At 26.3% G+C, this 17,959-nt stretch carries 14 protein-coding genes; 4 read left to right on the top strand and 10 right to left on the bottom strand.

Going from position 1 to position 17,959, the window contains the following annotated elements:
* Positions 1–77: 77 nt before the first annotated feature.
* Together clpB and ASHG_RS00915 are read right to left on the bottom strand one after the other, a co-directional pair.
* Positions 78–2,657: an ATP-dependent chaperone ClpB gene (gene clpB, locus ASHG_RS00920; protein WP_040396896.1), complete on the bottom strand. Its 2,580-nt coding sequence runs from the start codon at positions 2,655–2,657 to the stop codon at positions 78–80.
* A gap of 12 nt (positions 2,658–2,669) precedes the next feature.
* Positions 2,670–3,623, bottom strand: coding sequence for a DnaJ C-terminal domain-containing protein (locus ASHG_RS00915; protein WP_040396895.1), 954 nt, complete (start codon positions 3,621–3,623; stop codon positions 2,670–2,672).
* A 144-nt stretch (positions 3,624–3,767) separates the two neighbouring features.
* Between ASHG_RS00915 and ASHG_RS00910 the strand changes: the two genes are divergently transcribed.
* A complete protein-coding gene (locus ASHG_RS00910; protein WP_040396893.1) occupies positions 3,768–4,856 on the top strand; it encodes a glycosyltransferase in 1,089 nt (362 codons plus the stop codon).
* Between the two features lie 38 nt (positions 4,857–4,894).
* Here the strand turns inward: ASHG_RS00910 and ASHG_RS00905 are convergent, their stop codons facing one another.
* From ASHG_RS00905 to ASHG_RS00880, 6 genes are all read right to left on the bottom strand, one after another.
* Positions 4,895–5,821 carry a glycosyltransferase family 2 protein gene (locus ASHG_RS00905; RefSeq protein ID WP_040396891.1) on the bottom strand — a complete coding sequence of 309 codons (927 nt, stop codon included), beginning with the start codon at positions 5,819–5,821 and terminating at the stop codon, positions 4,895–4,897.
* Entirely contained in the window at positions 5,822–7,342 is a 1,521-nt protein-coding gene (locus tag ASHG_RS00900; protein ID WP_040396889.1) for an oligosaccharide flippase family protein, read from the bottom strand. It abuts the gene before it with no gap.
* Positions 7,343–7,408: 66 nt separating this feature from the next.
* Complete coding sequence (locus tag ASHG_RS00895; protein WP_040396888.1) at positions 7,409–7,927, bottom strand: adenine phosphoribosyltransferase; 519 nt, start codon at positions 7,925–7,927, stop codon at positions 7,409–7,411.
* Between the two features lie 10 nt (positions 7,928–7,937).
* Positions 7,938–8,843 carry an LCP family protein gene (locus ASHG_RS00890; protein WP_040396887.1) on the bottom strand — a complete coding sequence of 302 codons (906 nt, stop codon included), beginning with the start codon at positions 8,841–8,843 and terminating at the stop codon, positions 7,938–7,940.
* A 9-nt stretch (positions 8,844–8,852) separates the two neighbouring features.
* A complete protein-coding gene (locus tag ASHG_RS00885; RefSeq protein ID WP_040396885.1) occupies positions 8,853–9,326 on the bottom strand; it encodes a COG2426 family protein in 474 nt (157 codons plus the stop codon).
* Positions 9,327–9,421: 95 nt separating this feature from the next.
* The gene (locus tag ASHG_RS00880) at positions 9,422–11,917 is read right to left on the bottom strand and encodes a sulfatase-like hydrolase/transferase (protein WP_244264216.1); all 2,496 of its coding nucleotides are present in this window, start codon (positions 11,915–11,917) and stop codon (positions 9,422–9,424) included.
* A gap of 241 nt (positions 11,918–12,158) precedes the next feature.
* On the opposite strand from ASHG_RS00880, the gene ASHG_RS00875 reads away from it, so the two are divergent.
* The 3 genes from ASHG_RS00875 to scfB all read left to right on the top strand — a co-directional run bounded on the left by ASHG_RS00875 (position 12,159) and on the right by scfB (position 15,138).
* Positions 12,159–13,499, top strand: a complete 1,341-nt coding sequence (locus ASHG_RS00875; protein WP_040396882.1) for an aminotransferase class V-fold PLP-dependent enzyme — start codon at positions 12,159–12,161, stop codon at positions 13,497–13,499.
* A 53-nt stretch (positions 13,500–13,552) separates the two neighbouring features.
* A complete protein-coding gene (scfA, locus tag ASHG_RS00870; protein ID WP_040396881.1) occupies positions 13,553–13,702 on the top strand; it encodes a six-cysteine ranthipeptide SCIFF in 150 nt (49 codons plus the stop codon).
* 65 nt (positions 13,703–13,767) lie between these two features.
* Positions 13,768–15,138 (top strand): thioether cross-link-forming SCIFF peptide maturase, encoded by a 1,371-nt coding sequence (scfB, locus tag ASHG_RS00865; protein ID WP_040396879.1) that lies wholly within the window; start codon positions 13,768–13,770, stop codon positions 15,136–15,138.
* Positions 15,139–15,176: 38 nt separating this feature from the next.
* Here the strand turns inward: scfB and ASHG_RS00860 are convergent, their stop codons facing one another.
* Both ASHG_RS00860 and recD2 read right to left on the bottom strand, forming a co-directional pair.
* Entirely contained in the window at positions 15,177–15,809 is a 633-nt protein-coding gene (locus tag ASHG_RS00860; RefSeq protein ID WP_040396878.1) for a ComF family protein, read from the bottom strand.
* Positions 15,806–17,959, bottom strand: coding sequence for an SF1B family DNA helicase RecD2 (gene recD2 / locus ASHG_RS00855; protein WP_040396877.1), 2,154 nt, complete (start codon positions 17,957–17,959; stop codon positions 15,806–15,808). The genes ASHG_RS00860 and recD2 overlap by 4 nt, the downstream gene beginning before the upstream one ends.

The raw sequence follows: 17,959 nt of genomic DNA, 5'->3' as shown, positions 1-17,959 counted from the left end.
ATAAATTTATCCCATTTTTTAGACAAAAGAAAAAGAGAAAATCTCAAAAAGAAATTTTCTCTTTTTATATTTATTCTTTAATTTTTAACTTGGTAGGCTAATTCATTATTTTTATCTAAATCTATAATGACATGATCGCCTTCCATAATATTTCCTTCTATAATTTTTCTTCCCAAGTTTGTTTCAATATTTGCTTGCAAGTATCTTTTTATTGGTCTTGCTCCATATTCTACATCATAAGATTTTTCTAAGATATATTCGTGAGCAGCTTTGCTAAGCTCGATTGTAATATCACGATCTTCAAGTCTTTTTGATATATCTTCAATTTGAAGGTCAATAATTTTATAAACTTGATCACTTGTTAATGGTTTAAACATAACTATGTCATCAATTCTGTTTAAAAATTCTGGTTTGAATGATGCTTTTAATGCCCCATCAACAAGTTTCCTATTTTCTTCGTCAATTGTTCCATCTTCTTTTAATCCATCTATTAAATAAGATGATCCAATATTTGAAGTCATAATTATAATTGTATTTTTAAAGTTTACAGTTCTTCCTTGGCTGTCTGTTAGTCTTCCATCATCTAGAACTTGTAGTAAAATATTGAAAACATCTGGGTGAGCTTTTTCAATTTCGTCAAATAAAATTACTGAATAAGGATTACGTCTTACAGCTTCAGTTAATTGACCACCTTCTTCGTATCCAACATAACCTGGTGCAGCTCCAATTAGTCTTGATACAGAATATTTTTCCATATATTCTGACATATCAATTCTTATCATATTTTTTTCGCTATCAAACATTGCTTCTGCAAGTGATTTTGCAAGTTCTGTTTTACCAACTCCTGTTGGTCCTAAGAAAATAAATGATCCAATTGGTTTATTTATATCTTTAAGTCCAGATCTTGCCCTAATTATTGCATCTGAAACTTTATCAACTGCTTCATCTTGACCAATAACTCTTTCATGTAATTTATCAGAAAGTCCTAAAATTTTACTTCTTTCGCTTTCTACTAATTTATTTACAGGAATATTGGTCCAATTTGAAACAACATCTGCTATGTCTTCATCAGTAACTTCTTCTTTTATAGAAGAATCATTTTCTTGTTCTTTTTCTTTTTCATCTAATTTCTTTTCAAGCTCATTTAATTTTCCATATTTTAATTCTGATAATTTTTCAAAATCGTAATTTCTTTGGGCTTTTTCAATTTCAACTTTTACTTTGTCAATTTCTTCTTTAATATCTTTTACAGAATTAATTGAATCTTTTTGGCTCTTCCATTTATTGAAATCAGCATTAAATCGTTCATTTGCATTTGCTAATTCTTTTTCTAGCATTTCAAGTCTTTTCTTACTTTTTTCGTCATCTTCCTTTTTTAAGGCTGCAATTTCAATTTGAACTTGTAAAATTCTTCTTTTTTCCTCATCCAAATATTCTGGCATTGTATCAATTTCAGTTCTTACAGTTGCACAAGCCTCATCCATCAAATCAATTGCCTTATCTGGTAAAAATCTATCAGTAATATAACGGTTTGAAAGCTCTGCTGCCGCAATTACTGCTTGGTCTTGGATTCTTATTCCATGATAAATTTCATATTTATCCTTGATTCCCCTTAAAATTGAAATTGTATCTTCCACACTTGGCTCATCAACCAAAACTTTTTGGAATCTTCTTTCAAGAGCTCCATCTTTTTCAATATTTTCTCTATATTCATTTAAAGTTGTTGCGCCAATTACTTTAATTTCCCCACGGGCAAGCATTGGTTTCATTATATTTGAAGCATCCATTGAACCTTCTGTTTTTCCAGCTCCAACAATTGTGTGAAGCTCATCTATAAACATAATTATTTGTCCTTCAGATTTTTTTACTTCATCAATAACTGACTTTAATCTTTCTTCAAATTGTCCCCTGTATTTTGCTCCTGCAACTAAGCTTGCCATATCAAGGGCAAAAATTGTTCTTCCTTGAAGTGGTTCTGGTACATCTTTATTAACAATTCTTTGTGCAAGACCTTCAACAATTGCCGTTTTACCAACTCCAGGTTTACCAATTAAAACTGGATTATTTTTCTTTCTTCTTGAAAGAATCCTTTGACAATTTCTAATTTCTGTATCACGTCCAATAACTGGATCTATTTTTCCTTCTCTTGCTTCTTTGGTCAAATTTCTACCGTATTTTTCCAATGGATTATTAGTTTCTTCTGGATTATCGCTAGTAACTTTTTGACCATTTCTAACCTTTTTAAGCTCATTTGAGAAATTTTTAGCATTTAAGCCAATTTCCTTAAAGTAATCACTTAATTCTGTTTCTTCATTTAAAATAGTTAAAAAAATGTGTTCAGTTGATATAAATGAATCGCCCATTTTCTTTGCACAATCTTCACTTTTTAATAAAATTCTTTGAAAAATTGTATTTGGATAAATATTTGCTGAACCAGATTGGCTTGGCAAACTTTCCATTTTTTCTTCCATTTTGTTAAGTACTTTTTTGTACAAGCCCATATTAGCTAAAACTTGGCTTACGAATGAATTTGAATCTTCAACCAAAGCGTAAGCTAGGTGGATTATGCCAACTTCTGGGTTGGCATTTTTTATTGCTAGTTGACTTGCTTCATTAATAGCTTCTGTTGATTTTTGAGTAAATTTGTTAAAATCCATAATCATATCCCCCTAATTTAATTCCTTTAATTTTTTATATAGGTCAATTTGATCTTTACTTAAATCTTTTGGATTATCGATAAGAATTTCTATATAAAAATCTCCAACTTTTCCTTTCAAATCCTTATATCCCTTACCTTTAATCCTTATTTTGTTTCCTGCTTCAATTTTTTCAGGAATATTTATTTTAAACTTTCCATTTGGACTGTCGACTGTGATTTTTTCACCAAAGTATGCATCCCAAGGACTTACTCTTTCTTTTTTAATAATATCCAACCCATCTAACCTATAAGTTGAGTCTTCCTTGATTTGAACTTTTACATAAATATCTGCATTCAAATTATATTTTGAACCATCAATTTTTAAATTTTTCCCACTTGTCATTCCACTTGGAATATTTATATTAATTTCTTTTATAGAATTTGTTTCTTTATCTTTTATTTTTAGCGTTCTAGATACGCCACTCATTGCTTCATCTAGTGATATATTAACCTTAGCTTTAATTTTTGATTTTTTAGATTTTGTAAATCCATTTTTAAAACTTGATCCGAATCCTCCAAAATTTGTGGATGAAGACCTTGATGAAGTTCTTCCTCCTCCAAACAAGGTTTCAAAAAAATCTGAAAATCCAGAGGATCCTCCTGTACTACTTGTGTAGGTATAAGATCCGTTTCCAGCTCCAAAATTTGAAAATAAATCTGAGAAACCATATTGAGATGGGTCGAAATTTTGACCTTGACTGAAGTTTCCACTTTTTCCAAACATATCATATTGTTTTCTCTTATTTTCATCAGATAATACTTCATAAGCTTCATTTATTTTTGCAAATTTTTCACTGGCTTCTTTATCATCAGGATGAAGGTCAGGGTGGTATTTTTTCGCAAGCTTCCTATAAGCTTTTTTTATTTCACTATCATTTGCTTTTTTATCTACACCTAAAATTTCATAATAATCTTGATATTTCATAAAACCTCCATCATTCTCTGACCATCTTTGACCTTAATTTAACTATACTAAGTTTATATTAATTATCAAGTTTTTTCATAATTTATGATATATTTTAGTATGTTATAATAAATATAATACTTTAATTAATTTAAGGAGTTAAATTTGCAAGATAAAATTAAAATACTACATGTATTAGGTGATTTAAATGTTGGTGGAATAGAGAGTCTCTTAATTTCAATATTTAATAATATAGATAGAAGAAAATTCGAATTTGATTTTTTGGTTCATAAGATTGGAAGTTGTGAAAATTATAATAAAATTAAAAATTTAGGTGGAAATATTTATACTATTGAAAAATTCAATCCAAAAAAACCACTAAAATACAAAAGAGATTTGGAAAAATTTTTATCAAATCATAGTGAATACAAGATATTACATTGCCATTTTAGGGGTACAGAATCTACTATACTTAAAGCTGCAAAAAAATATGGTCTTACAACAATATCTCATAGCCACGGAATAAATTATGGTCATGGTTTTAGAAAAATTCTTAGAGATTATTTAAAAAAAGATGTAATTAAATATTCCGATTATAAGTTTGCTTGTTCAATTGCAGCTGGTGAATTTTTATTTGGTAACAATGATTTTACCCTAATTAAAAATGGAATTGATCTAGAAAAATATATCTTTAATCAAGAAATAAGAAATAAAATTAAAAATCAACTTAATTTAAGAGAAAATAAAGTATTAGTTCATGTGGGAAGTTTTTTAAAGGTTAAAAATCAGGAATTTTTAATATTTTTAATGAAAGATTTAGTTAAAATTGATAATAAAATAAAATTATTACTTTTAGGAGATGGTGAACTTAGAAAAGAGATGGAAAATTTGGTAAATAAATTAAGCTTAGATTCAAATATTATTTTTATGGGATCAGTTACAAACGTTAATGAAATTTTACAGGCATCCGATATATTTTTATTACCTTCTTTAAATGAGGGATTACCTCTATCTGCCGTCGAAGCTCAAAGTTCAGGTTTAAAATGCCTTCTTTCAAATAATATTCCTAAGGATGCAAAAATTACAAAAAATGTTAAATTTATATCCCTCGATGATAAAAATGAATGGATAAAATCCATTATTAATAATTTTGAATACGAAAGAGAAAATCTTTATAAAATTATTGATGAACAAGGTTTTAATATTTTAAGTACATCCAAATTCTTAGAAGAATTTTATAAAAATCTAATATAAAAATGGTTTAGAATATTTTCATTCTAAACCATTTTTATTTATTTAAATCTTAATAAATATTTTAATTTTATTATTTGTACAAGTAGTAAAAGGCTTCGCTTCCCATGTCTTAATTTAAATTGATCAATATACTCTTTGTATTTTTCGTATAATTTTTCTATTTCTTTTTTTTCTATACCTTTTTTAAATGCTATAACAAGCCTAAAAACTATAGTTGATGGTATTCTATATTCCTTTATAGCTCTAATTTCTAAATCACTTAGTTCTATACTTTTATCATTTAAAAGTCCTATTGAAGATGACAAATCTTTTTCAATTTGATTTATATTAAAACTAGATAAATTACTATCTTTATGAAATACCCTATAATTTGTTAAATATTCTTCCAATACGCATATTTTATTAGCTTTAGAAAAAGCTTTTACTAAAAAATCTGTATCTTCTGACCAATTTCTACCCAATTCGAATCTCAATTTATGTTCTTCTATTAAAGATTTTTTAATTAAAAAAGATGCAATTTGTCCTTTATTACGACCTATTAAGTAATTATATAAGAAATTTTTTTCACTAAAAGCTGTTTCAAGTTGAGAAATATTTTTGCCTGAAACAACCTTAGTACCGCAAGATACTATATCTGAATTTTCTTTTTTTGCTTTTTGCAACATTTTTATGGAATAATCTTTGTCTAAAAAATCATCAGAATCTAAAAAACATATATAATCATCATTTGAATAATCTAAACCATTATTTCTAGCAGCAGATACTCCTGAATTTTCTTGATATATATATTTTATATTTTTATTTTTTTCTTCTAAGTTTTTAATAATATTTTTACTATTATCTTTAGATCCATCGTCTACAACATAAATATTTATATCAATGTATGACTGATTTAAAACTGACTCAATACATTGCTTAATAAATTTCTCATTATTATAAACAGGTATTATAACACCTATACTCATTTAATTACTCCCTCTTATTATCTTATTTATTGGTTTTAAAAATAAATTTTTCTCAAAATCATTCATCGAAAATATCCACAAACTTACTCCATAAAATATCACAAAAATAATTATTAAGATTATAAAATAAAATATACTAGAAATTTCTATCTTAAAAAGTATATATGCTAATATCATTGAAGGTAACATTCCTTTTATAACATTAAAAATTTCCTTAAAATAATATCTTATATCTATTCCAATCTTTTTATGATAATATATGTTCATGATGATTCCGTTTCCAATGGTCACAGTAAAAGCTGTTCCTAATGCAGAACCTATTGGTCCAAATTTTATTGCTAATGGGATTGATATGAAAAAATTTGATAAAGCCACAATAAAAAATACTACAGACATAAATTTGTGTAAATTTTTTGCTCTTTGTATGTCAACCCCTATTGCTTGTATTAATGATAATAGAGATGATGCCATTAATATTATTGCAACATAATAACTTTCTATGTATGTATCATCAAGCCAAATTTTAGAAACAAAGTACTTACCAAAAGCAAAAAATCCTAGTAAAATAAGCATTAATATATATAACTGAATTCTAGATATTTTTGCAAAAAGTTTAGTAATTTCAAAATCATTATAACCTTGAGCGACCATTTTATTTACTTGTGGTACAAAAACTGTAACTACAGAAGATGCAAGTTGCTGATAAGCTCTATAAATAATTGATCCCATAGCATATATAGTAACTGAAACACTTCCTACAAATTTACCCAAAACAAATTTATCTACAGACCAATTTATTTGTTCTGTTATCATTGATAAAAAAATAAATCCTGAAAATACACTTATTGCTTTTAATAATTTTTTGTCTAAATTTAAAAAATCAAATTTCATTGATAGTTTTTTTATAGCAAAATAACCATTAGATATAAAAGCAAATAAGCTTATAAAAGTTGTAACAATTACAAGACCTACTGACTTAAATCCAACCATCAACAATGGAATACCCAAAACTGGTGATAGAATTAATCTAATCAACATTAATATTCTTTGGAAAATGAATTTTTCATTTGCTGAAATAAATGATTCAAAAACACTAGTTGGAAAAGTTAGAGCTACATTAATTACTAAAATCGACATTAATTTTTTTGAAAGTTCAATCTCATTACTGGTCAATTTCCCTCTTAAAATTACATCTAAGTTTATTATTAAAATAAATCCTAAAATTATTGATATTATCGACATAGTTAGAAATACTATCATAAACAAACCATTAAGTTTACTTATTCCTAAATCATCATTTTTAATTTTATATCTGTAATAAAATCTAACGTAGGCTGATCCAAAACCTAATGATAATAATCCCAAATAAGCAACAAGTGATGCTGTGAGTTCATATACTCCATACTCAGCGTCACCCAAATATCTTAAAATAATTGGCGTATAAAAAAGTGTAAGTAATGTATTCAATATTATTGATACATAAGATAATAAGGCACCTGTTTTTCTCTGATTCAAATTCATATTTCACCTATTTTAAATTAATATCTTTAAACATAATCAAAACCTCCATTGCTGGAGGCTTATTTTTTAATGATCATATTCAATTAAAGATATAACTTCGTAATCTTTTAATTCATCGCGTCCTTTAAGATCTGTTAATTCTATCAAAAACTCTAAACAAACAACTTCTCCACCTAATGATTCTACTAAAGATGCACAAGCTTTTGCAGATCCTCCTGTTGCTATTAAATCATCAACGATTACTACTTTGTCACCTTTATTTAGAGAATCTTCGTGGATTTCTATTTTGCTTTGTCCGTATTCTAAATCATAAGATATAGATTTTATTTCTCCAGGAAGTTTACCTGGTTTTCTTACTGGAATAAAACCTACATTTAATCTATCAGCAAGGGCAGCTCCAAAAATAAATCCCCTTGATTCTATTCCTATAATATAATCAAAATCTAATTGATTTAATTTTTCAGCCATAAGATCCAATGTTTCCTCATAAGCTTTATTGTCTTTTAGAAGGGTTGTAATATCTTTAAATGATATTCCTTCTTGAGGATAATCTTTAATAACTCTAATTTTTGACTTAATGTCCATATTTTCTCCTTTATTCTTCTAATAAATAATTATATAATATTTTATTTCTAATATCTATTGATGCTTCATTATCAGGAACATAATAAGAAATTCCATCTATCATATCAGGATGACCTGGTATAGTTTGCGTGTTAATTTCTGCATCTTCGATATTTCTAAACGCCCAGGCAAATGATAAAATTGTTGACATTTTTATATTCGAATCCATATTTGAATTTACTTTAGAAATAACTCCTGGAATTTTTAATATATTTTTTGGTTTTGTCATATTTTTTATAAATTGTATTACAAAATCCTGCTGACAATCTATCCTTCCCAAATCTGCATTGGCATAGCCTTTTCTAAATCTACAATAATCAAGGGCTTGTTTTCCATCAAAATGATGTAGTCCTGGCTCAATTTCTTGAGCACTCGCAATTTGTTCTGGGACTTCAATATCTACTCCTCCCAAAGCATTTACACCATCTTCTACAGCTTGAAAACTAACTTCTGCATAATAATCTAGGTCAATTTCTAAAAAGTTTCTAATTGTTTTTATTGTTTCATCCATACCACCATAAGAATGTGCTGCATTTATTTTATCTAAATTACCTTGTACATATACTCTTGTATCCCTAGGAATAGATAATATCTCTATACTTTTAGTATCTTTATTCATCAAAACTAACATTAAAGTGTCAGTTCTAGTATTATATTTTTCTCCAGTAGAATCAACACCTGCAAATAAAAATAATAATTCATCTTCATTTTTTTGCTCAATCTTATTTCCACTTCCTAAATCTTTTCCAGTAAATTTATTTTCATCTTTAACTATTGTAGATGAAATAAATCCTTTTATAAATACAAAAGCAAAAGCTACCGTAATAATCATAAGTATAATTAGTATAGCTTTTATTACTATTTTTTTTATTTTCATATAAACCCCTTAAAAGAAAAAACTTGAAAATGTATATATAATTATACCAGCTATTATATTTCCTATAGCAATAGTAACAAATGATTTTAATTTCTTTAAACCAAGAATTGATGCTATCAAAGAACCCATCCAAACGCCTGTACCTGGTAAAGGAATAGCTACAAATAAAAATAAGCCAATATATTCATATTTTTTTATATTTCCTTCTTTCTTTTTAGCTTTACTCTCAGCCCATACAACTAATTTTTTTAACGAATCTTTTTTTTTCATATAATCAAAAATTGGCATAATCCATAACAAAATAAAAATTGCAGGAATTGTTGATCCTAGTAACGAATATAAATAAGCATGCATTGGTTTAAATCCCATAGCAAGACCAACTGGAATAGAACCTTTTAATTCTATTAAAGGAAACATACTAATGATAATTAGAGCTATATTATTTGAAAAATTAGATCTAATTAATTCTATTAGACTTTGCATTTTTTCTCCTTGTAATTCTTTTATCTTAACTATTATATCATATTATTTTAAACATTAAAAAACCGAAACCAAGTTTTACTTGGTTTCGGAAAAATTTATTTTGAAGCTTTATTAAAATATTTATCTGATTTTGTATCTTGCTTCATTTCATAATAAATTAATGAATTTAATTTATTATTTCTTTTTTGGAACTCTTCATCCTTGCTTACTTCCTCATTATTTTTATCAAAAATTTGTTTTGTTGTAAGTATTGGATAATCTTTTCTCATATCTAACATGTATTTTTCATAAGCTGATAATTTTACTCCACCAGCTTTTTCTAATAAATAAGGTGTTAGATAATTCAATGACATATTTACATCTTTTTCTTCTTCTATATCATAATTTGCCCAAATAGTAAATGGTGTATAGAATACATCTTTATTTGTGTAATTATCACTAGATTTTATAAGTTTCATAAATACATCATAATTTTGTGGTTGATGGTCACCAAATATACAAATTATTGTTGGTTCATCGTAAGATTTAAAATATTCTACAAGATTTTTCAAATCTTCATCTGATTTTTTTAATAAATTAACATAATGACTTGTACCTTGATCATCACCGTTATTTTCATTTAATACTTTTATATCTCCAGGAATATTTGAAGTATATCCACCATGGTTTTGCATAGTTACAAGATATGTGAATAATGGTTTATCAGATGATTTTTTTTCAAATTGTTCTTTAATTTTATCAAAAGCAACTGAATCTTTCATAAAACTATTTGTTGGTTCAAAATTATCTGGATTATTATCATAATCACCCAAAAAGGCAATATTTTTAAATCCTAAATTTGGCCAAACTTCTTGTCTAGAATAATTTGTTGGTTTATTAGGATGGGTTATAAATGTTTTGTAGCCTTGATTTTCTAAAACTCTAGCTACTGATGTGTGTCCTTCTTTTACATATTGTTGGAAAGGATATGCTCCTAATGGGAAAAATGTTAAAGGAACTGATGTTAGCGCTTCATATTCTGAATTTACTGTTCCTCCACCCAAAACTGAAACATATGAACGACCTTGGATTGCATTTTCATCTAAAGACCTTTGGAAAGCAATAGGATTTTCACTTAATTTTAAATTTCCTTGTCCGTAATAATCTGCTAATGCTTCTGATTGAATTATTACTATATTTGGTTTTTTGTTTTCTTTGGTTCCTATATCTTTGTTGTAATATTCTTCTAGAGTATCTTCTACTTCTTTTTCATCATAGCCTTTTGGTGCTGTAAGAATTTGGTTTGCAAAAATTCTATAAAAACTATAAGGTGAACCTTCTACATAATATGTTCTTGATGGTCTCCATAAATTTACTCCAACACCATTTTGTTTTATAAAATAATTTACACTAACAACAGTTATTAGAGCGAATAAACTTGCATAACCTACTAATTGTTTCGCGTAAGATTTTTTAGAAATTTTTATTTTTCCTTCATTTATTGATGAGATTACCAATAACCACAAGCTTGCCAAAGAAAATGCCATCATTGATTGACCATTTAATTGAATAACAGTATCTTTAGCTACGTCTGCCGCAACTCCTAATGATCCTAAAAATGCAGGAATTAGTGGAGAATCTCTCAAAATATATAAAGCATCATTAGCAATTCCAAAAGCTATAGAAACAACTAAAATAAACATCATTGAAAATCTTTTTTTTCTGATTACTATATAAATTAATACTTGTATCAAAAATAATATTAATGCATTTATTAAAACATAAATCAATTCCATTGATGATATACTTGGATTATATGCAGATTCTAGTATATAAAATGACACAAAAGGATTTAGTATAAATAAAACCCAATTTCCTATATTAACTTTTTTATGTTCTGGATATTTCTTATAAATACTTTTTATTCCAAGTGAAGCTAAAAATACCATAGCAACAAATATTATAATATCTTTAAAAGTATATGGAGCATTAAAGAAAGTACAATAAAATCCGTTGATATGATCATTTAATTTACTTAATCCAAATAATGAAATTCCTAAAATTATAAAATTCAAAACATAATCTTTACCTATGTATAGAATTTCTTTTTTTCCTCGTTCTAAATTTTTAATTCTAATTATAATATTATAAATAAAGAAAGCAAATAATATTACAGATGCTATGAAGATTAAACTTTGCATTACAATTGAGAAAAAGTCTGTATAATATATGTCTACATATGACCTATTTTCAGTAGAATTTGCATACATTGTCATTGTGTGATCTTTTAAATATGTCATAATAGCACTAGAATATTCTGGACTTGTTTCAAAGTTAACTGTAAGCTTATTAAACATCATGCCAAGGCTTGGTTTAAAACTTAATTTGTTTTCCTCGCTAAAACCATTAGTTTGAATTGGATAGCCAGTTTTTGTATCTGCTTTTTCCCAACCCTTAATATCTACTTTGTTTAGATCTAAGAGTTTATCACCTACATAAATTGAATTAATTTTAAAATTATCTGAATATTCGCTGCCAGTAATATTTTGGCTTATTTCGATATTTTCATTTGTATAAACTTTGAAAGAAAAATCTTCTATAAAACTTTGCATAAAAAGCATTATTATCAAAGAAATCACAAACGAAGATATTTTTAATTTCTTATCTTTTTTTATTTTAATCCCCTCTTTTCTTCTTATTAAATTTTTATTTATTTCATATTAAATCATTGTAAACTTTCATGATACAATTATACATTATATCATACATTGTGTAAATAAAATGTCTTATTTGTAAAGTTTATTTGCTAAAGATCACTGTAGTATAATATTATACAAAAAGAAAGGAAAAAATATGCTAAATGAAAAATTAGATAAATATATAGAAAAAGATTTTTATCCTTTTCATATGCCAGGACATAAAAGAAACAAGAAAATTTTAAATAAAAAAATTTCCTACGAGAGAGATATAACTGAAATTAGAGATTTTGATAATCTAAATGATCCAAAAAGCATTTTTAAAGATATGGAAAATAAACTTAGAAAAATCTATAAGGCAGATGATTTTATTATTTCTACAAATGGTTCAACTTGTGGGATCTTATCTTCTATTAGGTCACTTACAAAAAATAATAAAAAAATTTTAGTTCAAAGAAATTCACATAAATCAGTTTTTAATGCCATAGAAATTTTTGACTTAGATTACGATTTTATTAAGATAAAAACCGATGAAAATGATATGGCTTACGATATAGATTATGATGATTTGAAAGAAAAAATAAAAGCAAATTCTTATTCTTTAATTTTTATAACCTCTCCTTCCTATGAAGGTTTTATGGTTGATTTAAAAAAGATAAAAAAAATTATTGCAGATAAAAATACTTTACTGCTTGTGGATATGGCTCACGGTTCTCATACCATTTTATCAGGTTATGAAAAAAATTTTACCTATGACCTAGCTATAACATCTTTTCATAAGAATTTATCAGCCCTAACTCCTGCAAGTGGAATAATAATTAAAAACAAAAAAATAGATAATGGAGATTTGAGAAGAAATATGGCAATTTTTCAAACTTCTTCCCCATCATATCTTGTATGTGAATCAATAGATGATATGATAAAAAACTTTCAAAAATTTTATAAGCTATGGGATGATTTAAAAATAAATTTAGATAAGCTTTATGAAATTAATTTAAAATACCTTAAATTTATAAATTCTGATAAAAAAGATCTATCAAAAATTGTAATTTCTTGTAAAAATACAAACATAAATGGGAATGAATTAGCTAATTTATTATATAAAGAAAAAATTGAAATTGAAATGGCAAGTATGTCTTATGTTATTTTGATTTCTAGTATTTTTGATACCAAAAAAGGTTTTGAAAGATTAAAATCTGCTTTATTAAAAATCGATTCAAAATTATCATATAAAAAATCAAACTTTTCTTTTTATTTTGTAGAATGTGAAAAAAAATATTCTATTAGAAGTTCACTTAATAAAAATTTTTTAAAAGTAAATTTGTATAAGTCAATAGGAAATATTTCTGCTTCATATATCTATGCATATCCACCTGGAATTCCACTCCTTATTCCTGGAGAAGTTATTAATAGAAAAGTTATTGAACAAATTAAATATTTTAAAAAAGAAGGAATTGATTTATCAATTGATAATATGGAAATCCCCATTATAGATTGACAAAAATATTGACTTTTGTTAATATTATTTTATAGAAAACAAAGGAGATACATATGAAAAGAATTGTTACTTTAAATACAAGAAATCTTCACAAAAGTAAAAAAGATGGTGGCTGTGGTGAATGTCAAACATCTTGCCAATCAGCTTGCAAAACATCTTGTGGAGTTGCTAACCAAGAATGTGTTAACACAAAAAATAAATAAGGGCAAGCCCTTATTTTTTTTATTGAATAAATCTATACTATTTTACTATAAATTAAGGAGAAAAAATGATACACCAATATAAAGCTAAAGGTTATAATATTGTTCTGGATGTTTATTCCGGTTCTGTTCATCTAGTTGATGAAATTTCTTACGATATTATAAGCTTATTAAATAAAAATAATGATAAAACATACATAGAAAATGAAATTAAAAATTTACATAACATAAATCAAGAACAATTTGATGAAGCTTATGATGAAGTAAAAGATTTGGTTGATGAAAAAGTCCTATTTTCAGAAGATGATTTTAAGGATTTGACAATCGATATGGATAAAAGAAAAACTTACCTAAAGGCAATGTGCTTAAATGTAAGCCATACTTGCAATCTTTCCTGTGAATATTGTTTTGCAAAAGAAGGAAGATATCACGGACCTGAAGCAATAATGACAGAAGAAGTTGCCAAAAAATCCATTGATTTTCTATTAGAAAATTCTGGTTCTCACTACAATCTAGACATTGACTTTTTTGGTGGAGAACCACTTTTAAATTGGGATTTGGTAAAAAATACCGTTGATTATGCAAGGAGTAAGGAGGAAGAATTTAACAAACATTTTAATTTCACTCTAACAACAAACGGAATGCTATTAGATGATGAAAAAATCGAATATTTAAATGAAAATATGAAAAATGTTGTTCTTTCTCTTGATGGAAGAAAAGAAAAACACGATGAATTTAGGAAAAGTCATGATGGAAAAGGCTCATTTGACAAAATTGTTCCAAAATTTCAAAAATTAGTAAAAGCTCGTGGGAATAAAGAATATTACATGAGAGGAACCTTTACAGCAAATAATTTAGACTTTACTGAAGATATAAAAACATATTTAGATTTAGGCTTTAAAAGAACATCTCTTGAGCCAGTTGTTGGAAATAATGAAGAAGATTATGCCCTAAAAGAAGAACATCTACCAAGAATTTTTGAAGAATATGAAAAACTTGCAGATATGTTAATAGAGGCAATAGATAAGGATGATAAATTTATTTTTTATCATTATATGATAGATTTAAACAATGGGCCTTGTGTTTACAAAAGAATTTCAGGATGTGGATCAGGGTCAGAATATATGGCAGTTACACCAACGGGAGATTTATATCCTTGTCATCAATTTGTTGGAAATGAAGATTTCAAAATAGGAAATGTTTTTGAAGGAATTAAAAAGCCAGAAATAATAAAAAATTTCAAGAAAAATAATTTATATAGCCAAGAAAAATGTAAAGATTGCTGGGCACAAATGTATTGTTCAGGAGGATGCGCAGCTAACAATTACAATGCAGGTGGTGATATAAATAAAATTTATGATTACGGTTGTAAAGTTTTCAAAAAAAGAATAGAAATGGCACTTGCCGTAAAAATACACGAATTTTTAAAAGAAAGTTAAAAAGCAGAAGCATAAAAAATAAGGTGCAAAAATGCACCTTATTTTTTTACCCTATGACTTGAAGCAAGGGCTAAAATTTCAATTTTTTTTGGACTTGCCTTTTCAATTGTTCTTATAATTTCCTTAACAGTATTAGAACTTGTAATAATATCATCAAAGATCAAAATATTTTTACTAGTTAAATCCCCATTAAAAGCAAAAGAATTTCTCAGATTTTCTGCCCTATCTTCTCTTGATAATTGATGTTGAGCCTTGGTATTTTTTATTTTTTTAAAATTTTCTAAATATTCCATATTAGTTTTATTTATAAAGTAATCGCAAATAAGTTTTACATGATCAAATCCCCTATTTTTCAAAACAGATTTTGATGATGGAGTTGTAAGAATATAATCAAAATTATCCATTGATTTTTCTTTAATATAAGAAAAGACCATTTCACCAAAAACTTTATAAAGGGAAGTATTTCTATTAAACTTATAATCTCCAATAAGACTTGCCATAAAAGAATTATAAAAATAAAGAACCCTTGCCCTACAACCTAAAATTTCAAATTCATTATCAACAAAATCTAATTTATTTAGACAAGATTCACACAAAAAATATTCTTCCTTTTCTTCTTCTTTACAAAATAAACACAAGTCATCATCCAAAAATAAAAAATTTCCTATCATTTTAATGCCTCTGATAACTCTTTTATCCAAAAACTCAAATTCGTAAGTCTTTGCGATCCCTTATTATTTCTTACCATCTGTTTTAAAATTCTTTTTTCACCAATTAAAATTACTAATTTCTTTGCCCTAGTAATTGCTGTATATAATAAATTTCTATTTAAAAGCATAAAAGAAGTTGGCATCATTGGAATTACAACACAATCAAATTCAGAACCTTGAGATTTGTGAATTGTTATTGCATAAGATAAATCTAAATCCTTAATATCTTCTTTTTTATAAGCAACAATATTTCCATCATAAAATTCTATTTTTAAAGATTCCCTTTCCTTATCAATTTCAATAATTCTTCCAATATCACCATTATATACCCCATCATCAAAATTACTTGGATCTAAACTCTCAAGGTCATAATTATTTCTAACCTGCATTACCTTATCCTTCAATTTAAAAATTCTATTATTAATTTTTAAAAACTTAGGGTTTTTATTTAAATTTTCTTGTAAAACATTATTTAAATTAAGGACACCCCAAGAAGATTTTTTGCTTGGAGCTAGAATTTGTATATCATTTATAGGGTCAAGCTTATAATAATTTGGCAACCTATTTTTAACCAAGTCTAAAATATCTTTTTGAAATTTATTAGAATTTGAATCTATAAAGAAAAAATCCTTATTTTTTTGATTTAAAATTGGATACAAACCATCATTTATTCTGTGAGCATTAACTACAATATTACTTTCTTGAGCTTGTCTAAATATTTTTTTTAATCTAACAGATTTAATATCAGTATCCAAAATATCTTTCAAAACATTACCTGGACCCACACTTGGAAGTTGGTTATGATCTCCTACCAAAATAAGGGCAGTATTAGAAGATAATGCTTTTAGTAATTTATCCATCAATTTAATATCAACCATTGATACTTCATCTACTATAACATAATGGCATTCTAATTTATTTTCTTCATTGTATTCTGGAATTGGACTTTCTGGTTTTATTCCAATTAATCTATGTATAGTTAAGGCAGAATTTTCTGTAGATTCCTGCATTCTTTTTGCCGCTCTCCCAGTTGGAGCCGCAAGATTAAATTTTAAATTATTATCATCTAAAATATTACAGATAGCCTTTATTATAGTAGTTTTTCCAGTACCAGGGCCTCCAGTAATTACCAAGAGCATATTATTAAAAGCTTCATTTATTGCAACTTGCTGCTCTTTAGAAAAAACATCCAAATCTTCATTTATTTCTACATCAAAATTATATTTTTCATTTTTAAGTCTTGAAAGATTTATAGCGGCAGACTTTTCTGCCTTATAAATTTCCTTATCATATACAAATTCTTTGTTTTCAATTTTCATAATTTGAATTTTTGATTTTAACAAATCTTCATTAATTTGGTCTTTAATTTTATCTTTATCAACTTTAATCAATGAAAATGTCTTATCAATTAAATCATCAAGACTAATAGTACAAGATCCTGTCATTTCTGCATCATTTTTTAAAACATAAGAAAGAGCAGCAGAAATCCTAAATTTAGAATCAGTTTTCATCTGCATATTCATAGCTATAGTATCAGCCATTATAAAACCAATTCCTGAAATATCTTCAGATAATTTATATGGATTTGTTTTTACAATTGAAATTGTATTATCTCCATAAGCTTTGTAAATTTTATTTGATAAGTTAAAAGAAATATTTAAACCTTGAAGATATAATAAAGCCTCCCTACTATCTCTAGCCTCAATCGTAGATTCTTTTATTTTTTCAAGTTTTTTCTTGCCAATTCCTTGTATAGATAAAAGTTTTTCAGATTCATTAAAAACAACATCAATAGATTTGTCCCCAAATTTTTCATAAATTAATTCAGCAGTTTTTTTGCCAATTAACTCAATATTTCCACTAGAAAGATAAGAAATAATTGCTTTTTTGTCTGAAGGTTTTTTTATCCTAGCACTTTCTACATTTATTTGCTCTCCATATTTGTCATGATAAATTAATTCGCCTTCCACGATAATTTGATCATTTTCATTAAAAAAAGGCATAATACCAGTACAAGTTATAGGAGAATCGGAAGTTTCTAAGGATAAAACTGTATATCCATTTTCTTCATTTCTATAAATTATACTTTTTATTATGCCTTCAAATTTCAT

This window comes from Anaerococcus senegalensis JC48 (genome assembly GCF_000321005.1).
Taxonomy (GTDB): Bacteria; Bacillota; Clostridia; order Tissierellales; family Peptoniphilaceae; genus Anaerococcus; species Anaerococcus senegalensis.
This window is presented reverse-complemented; position numbering and strand designations above follow the sequence as displayed.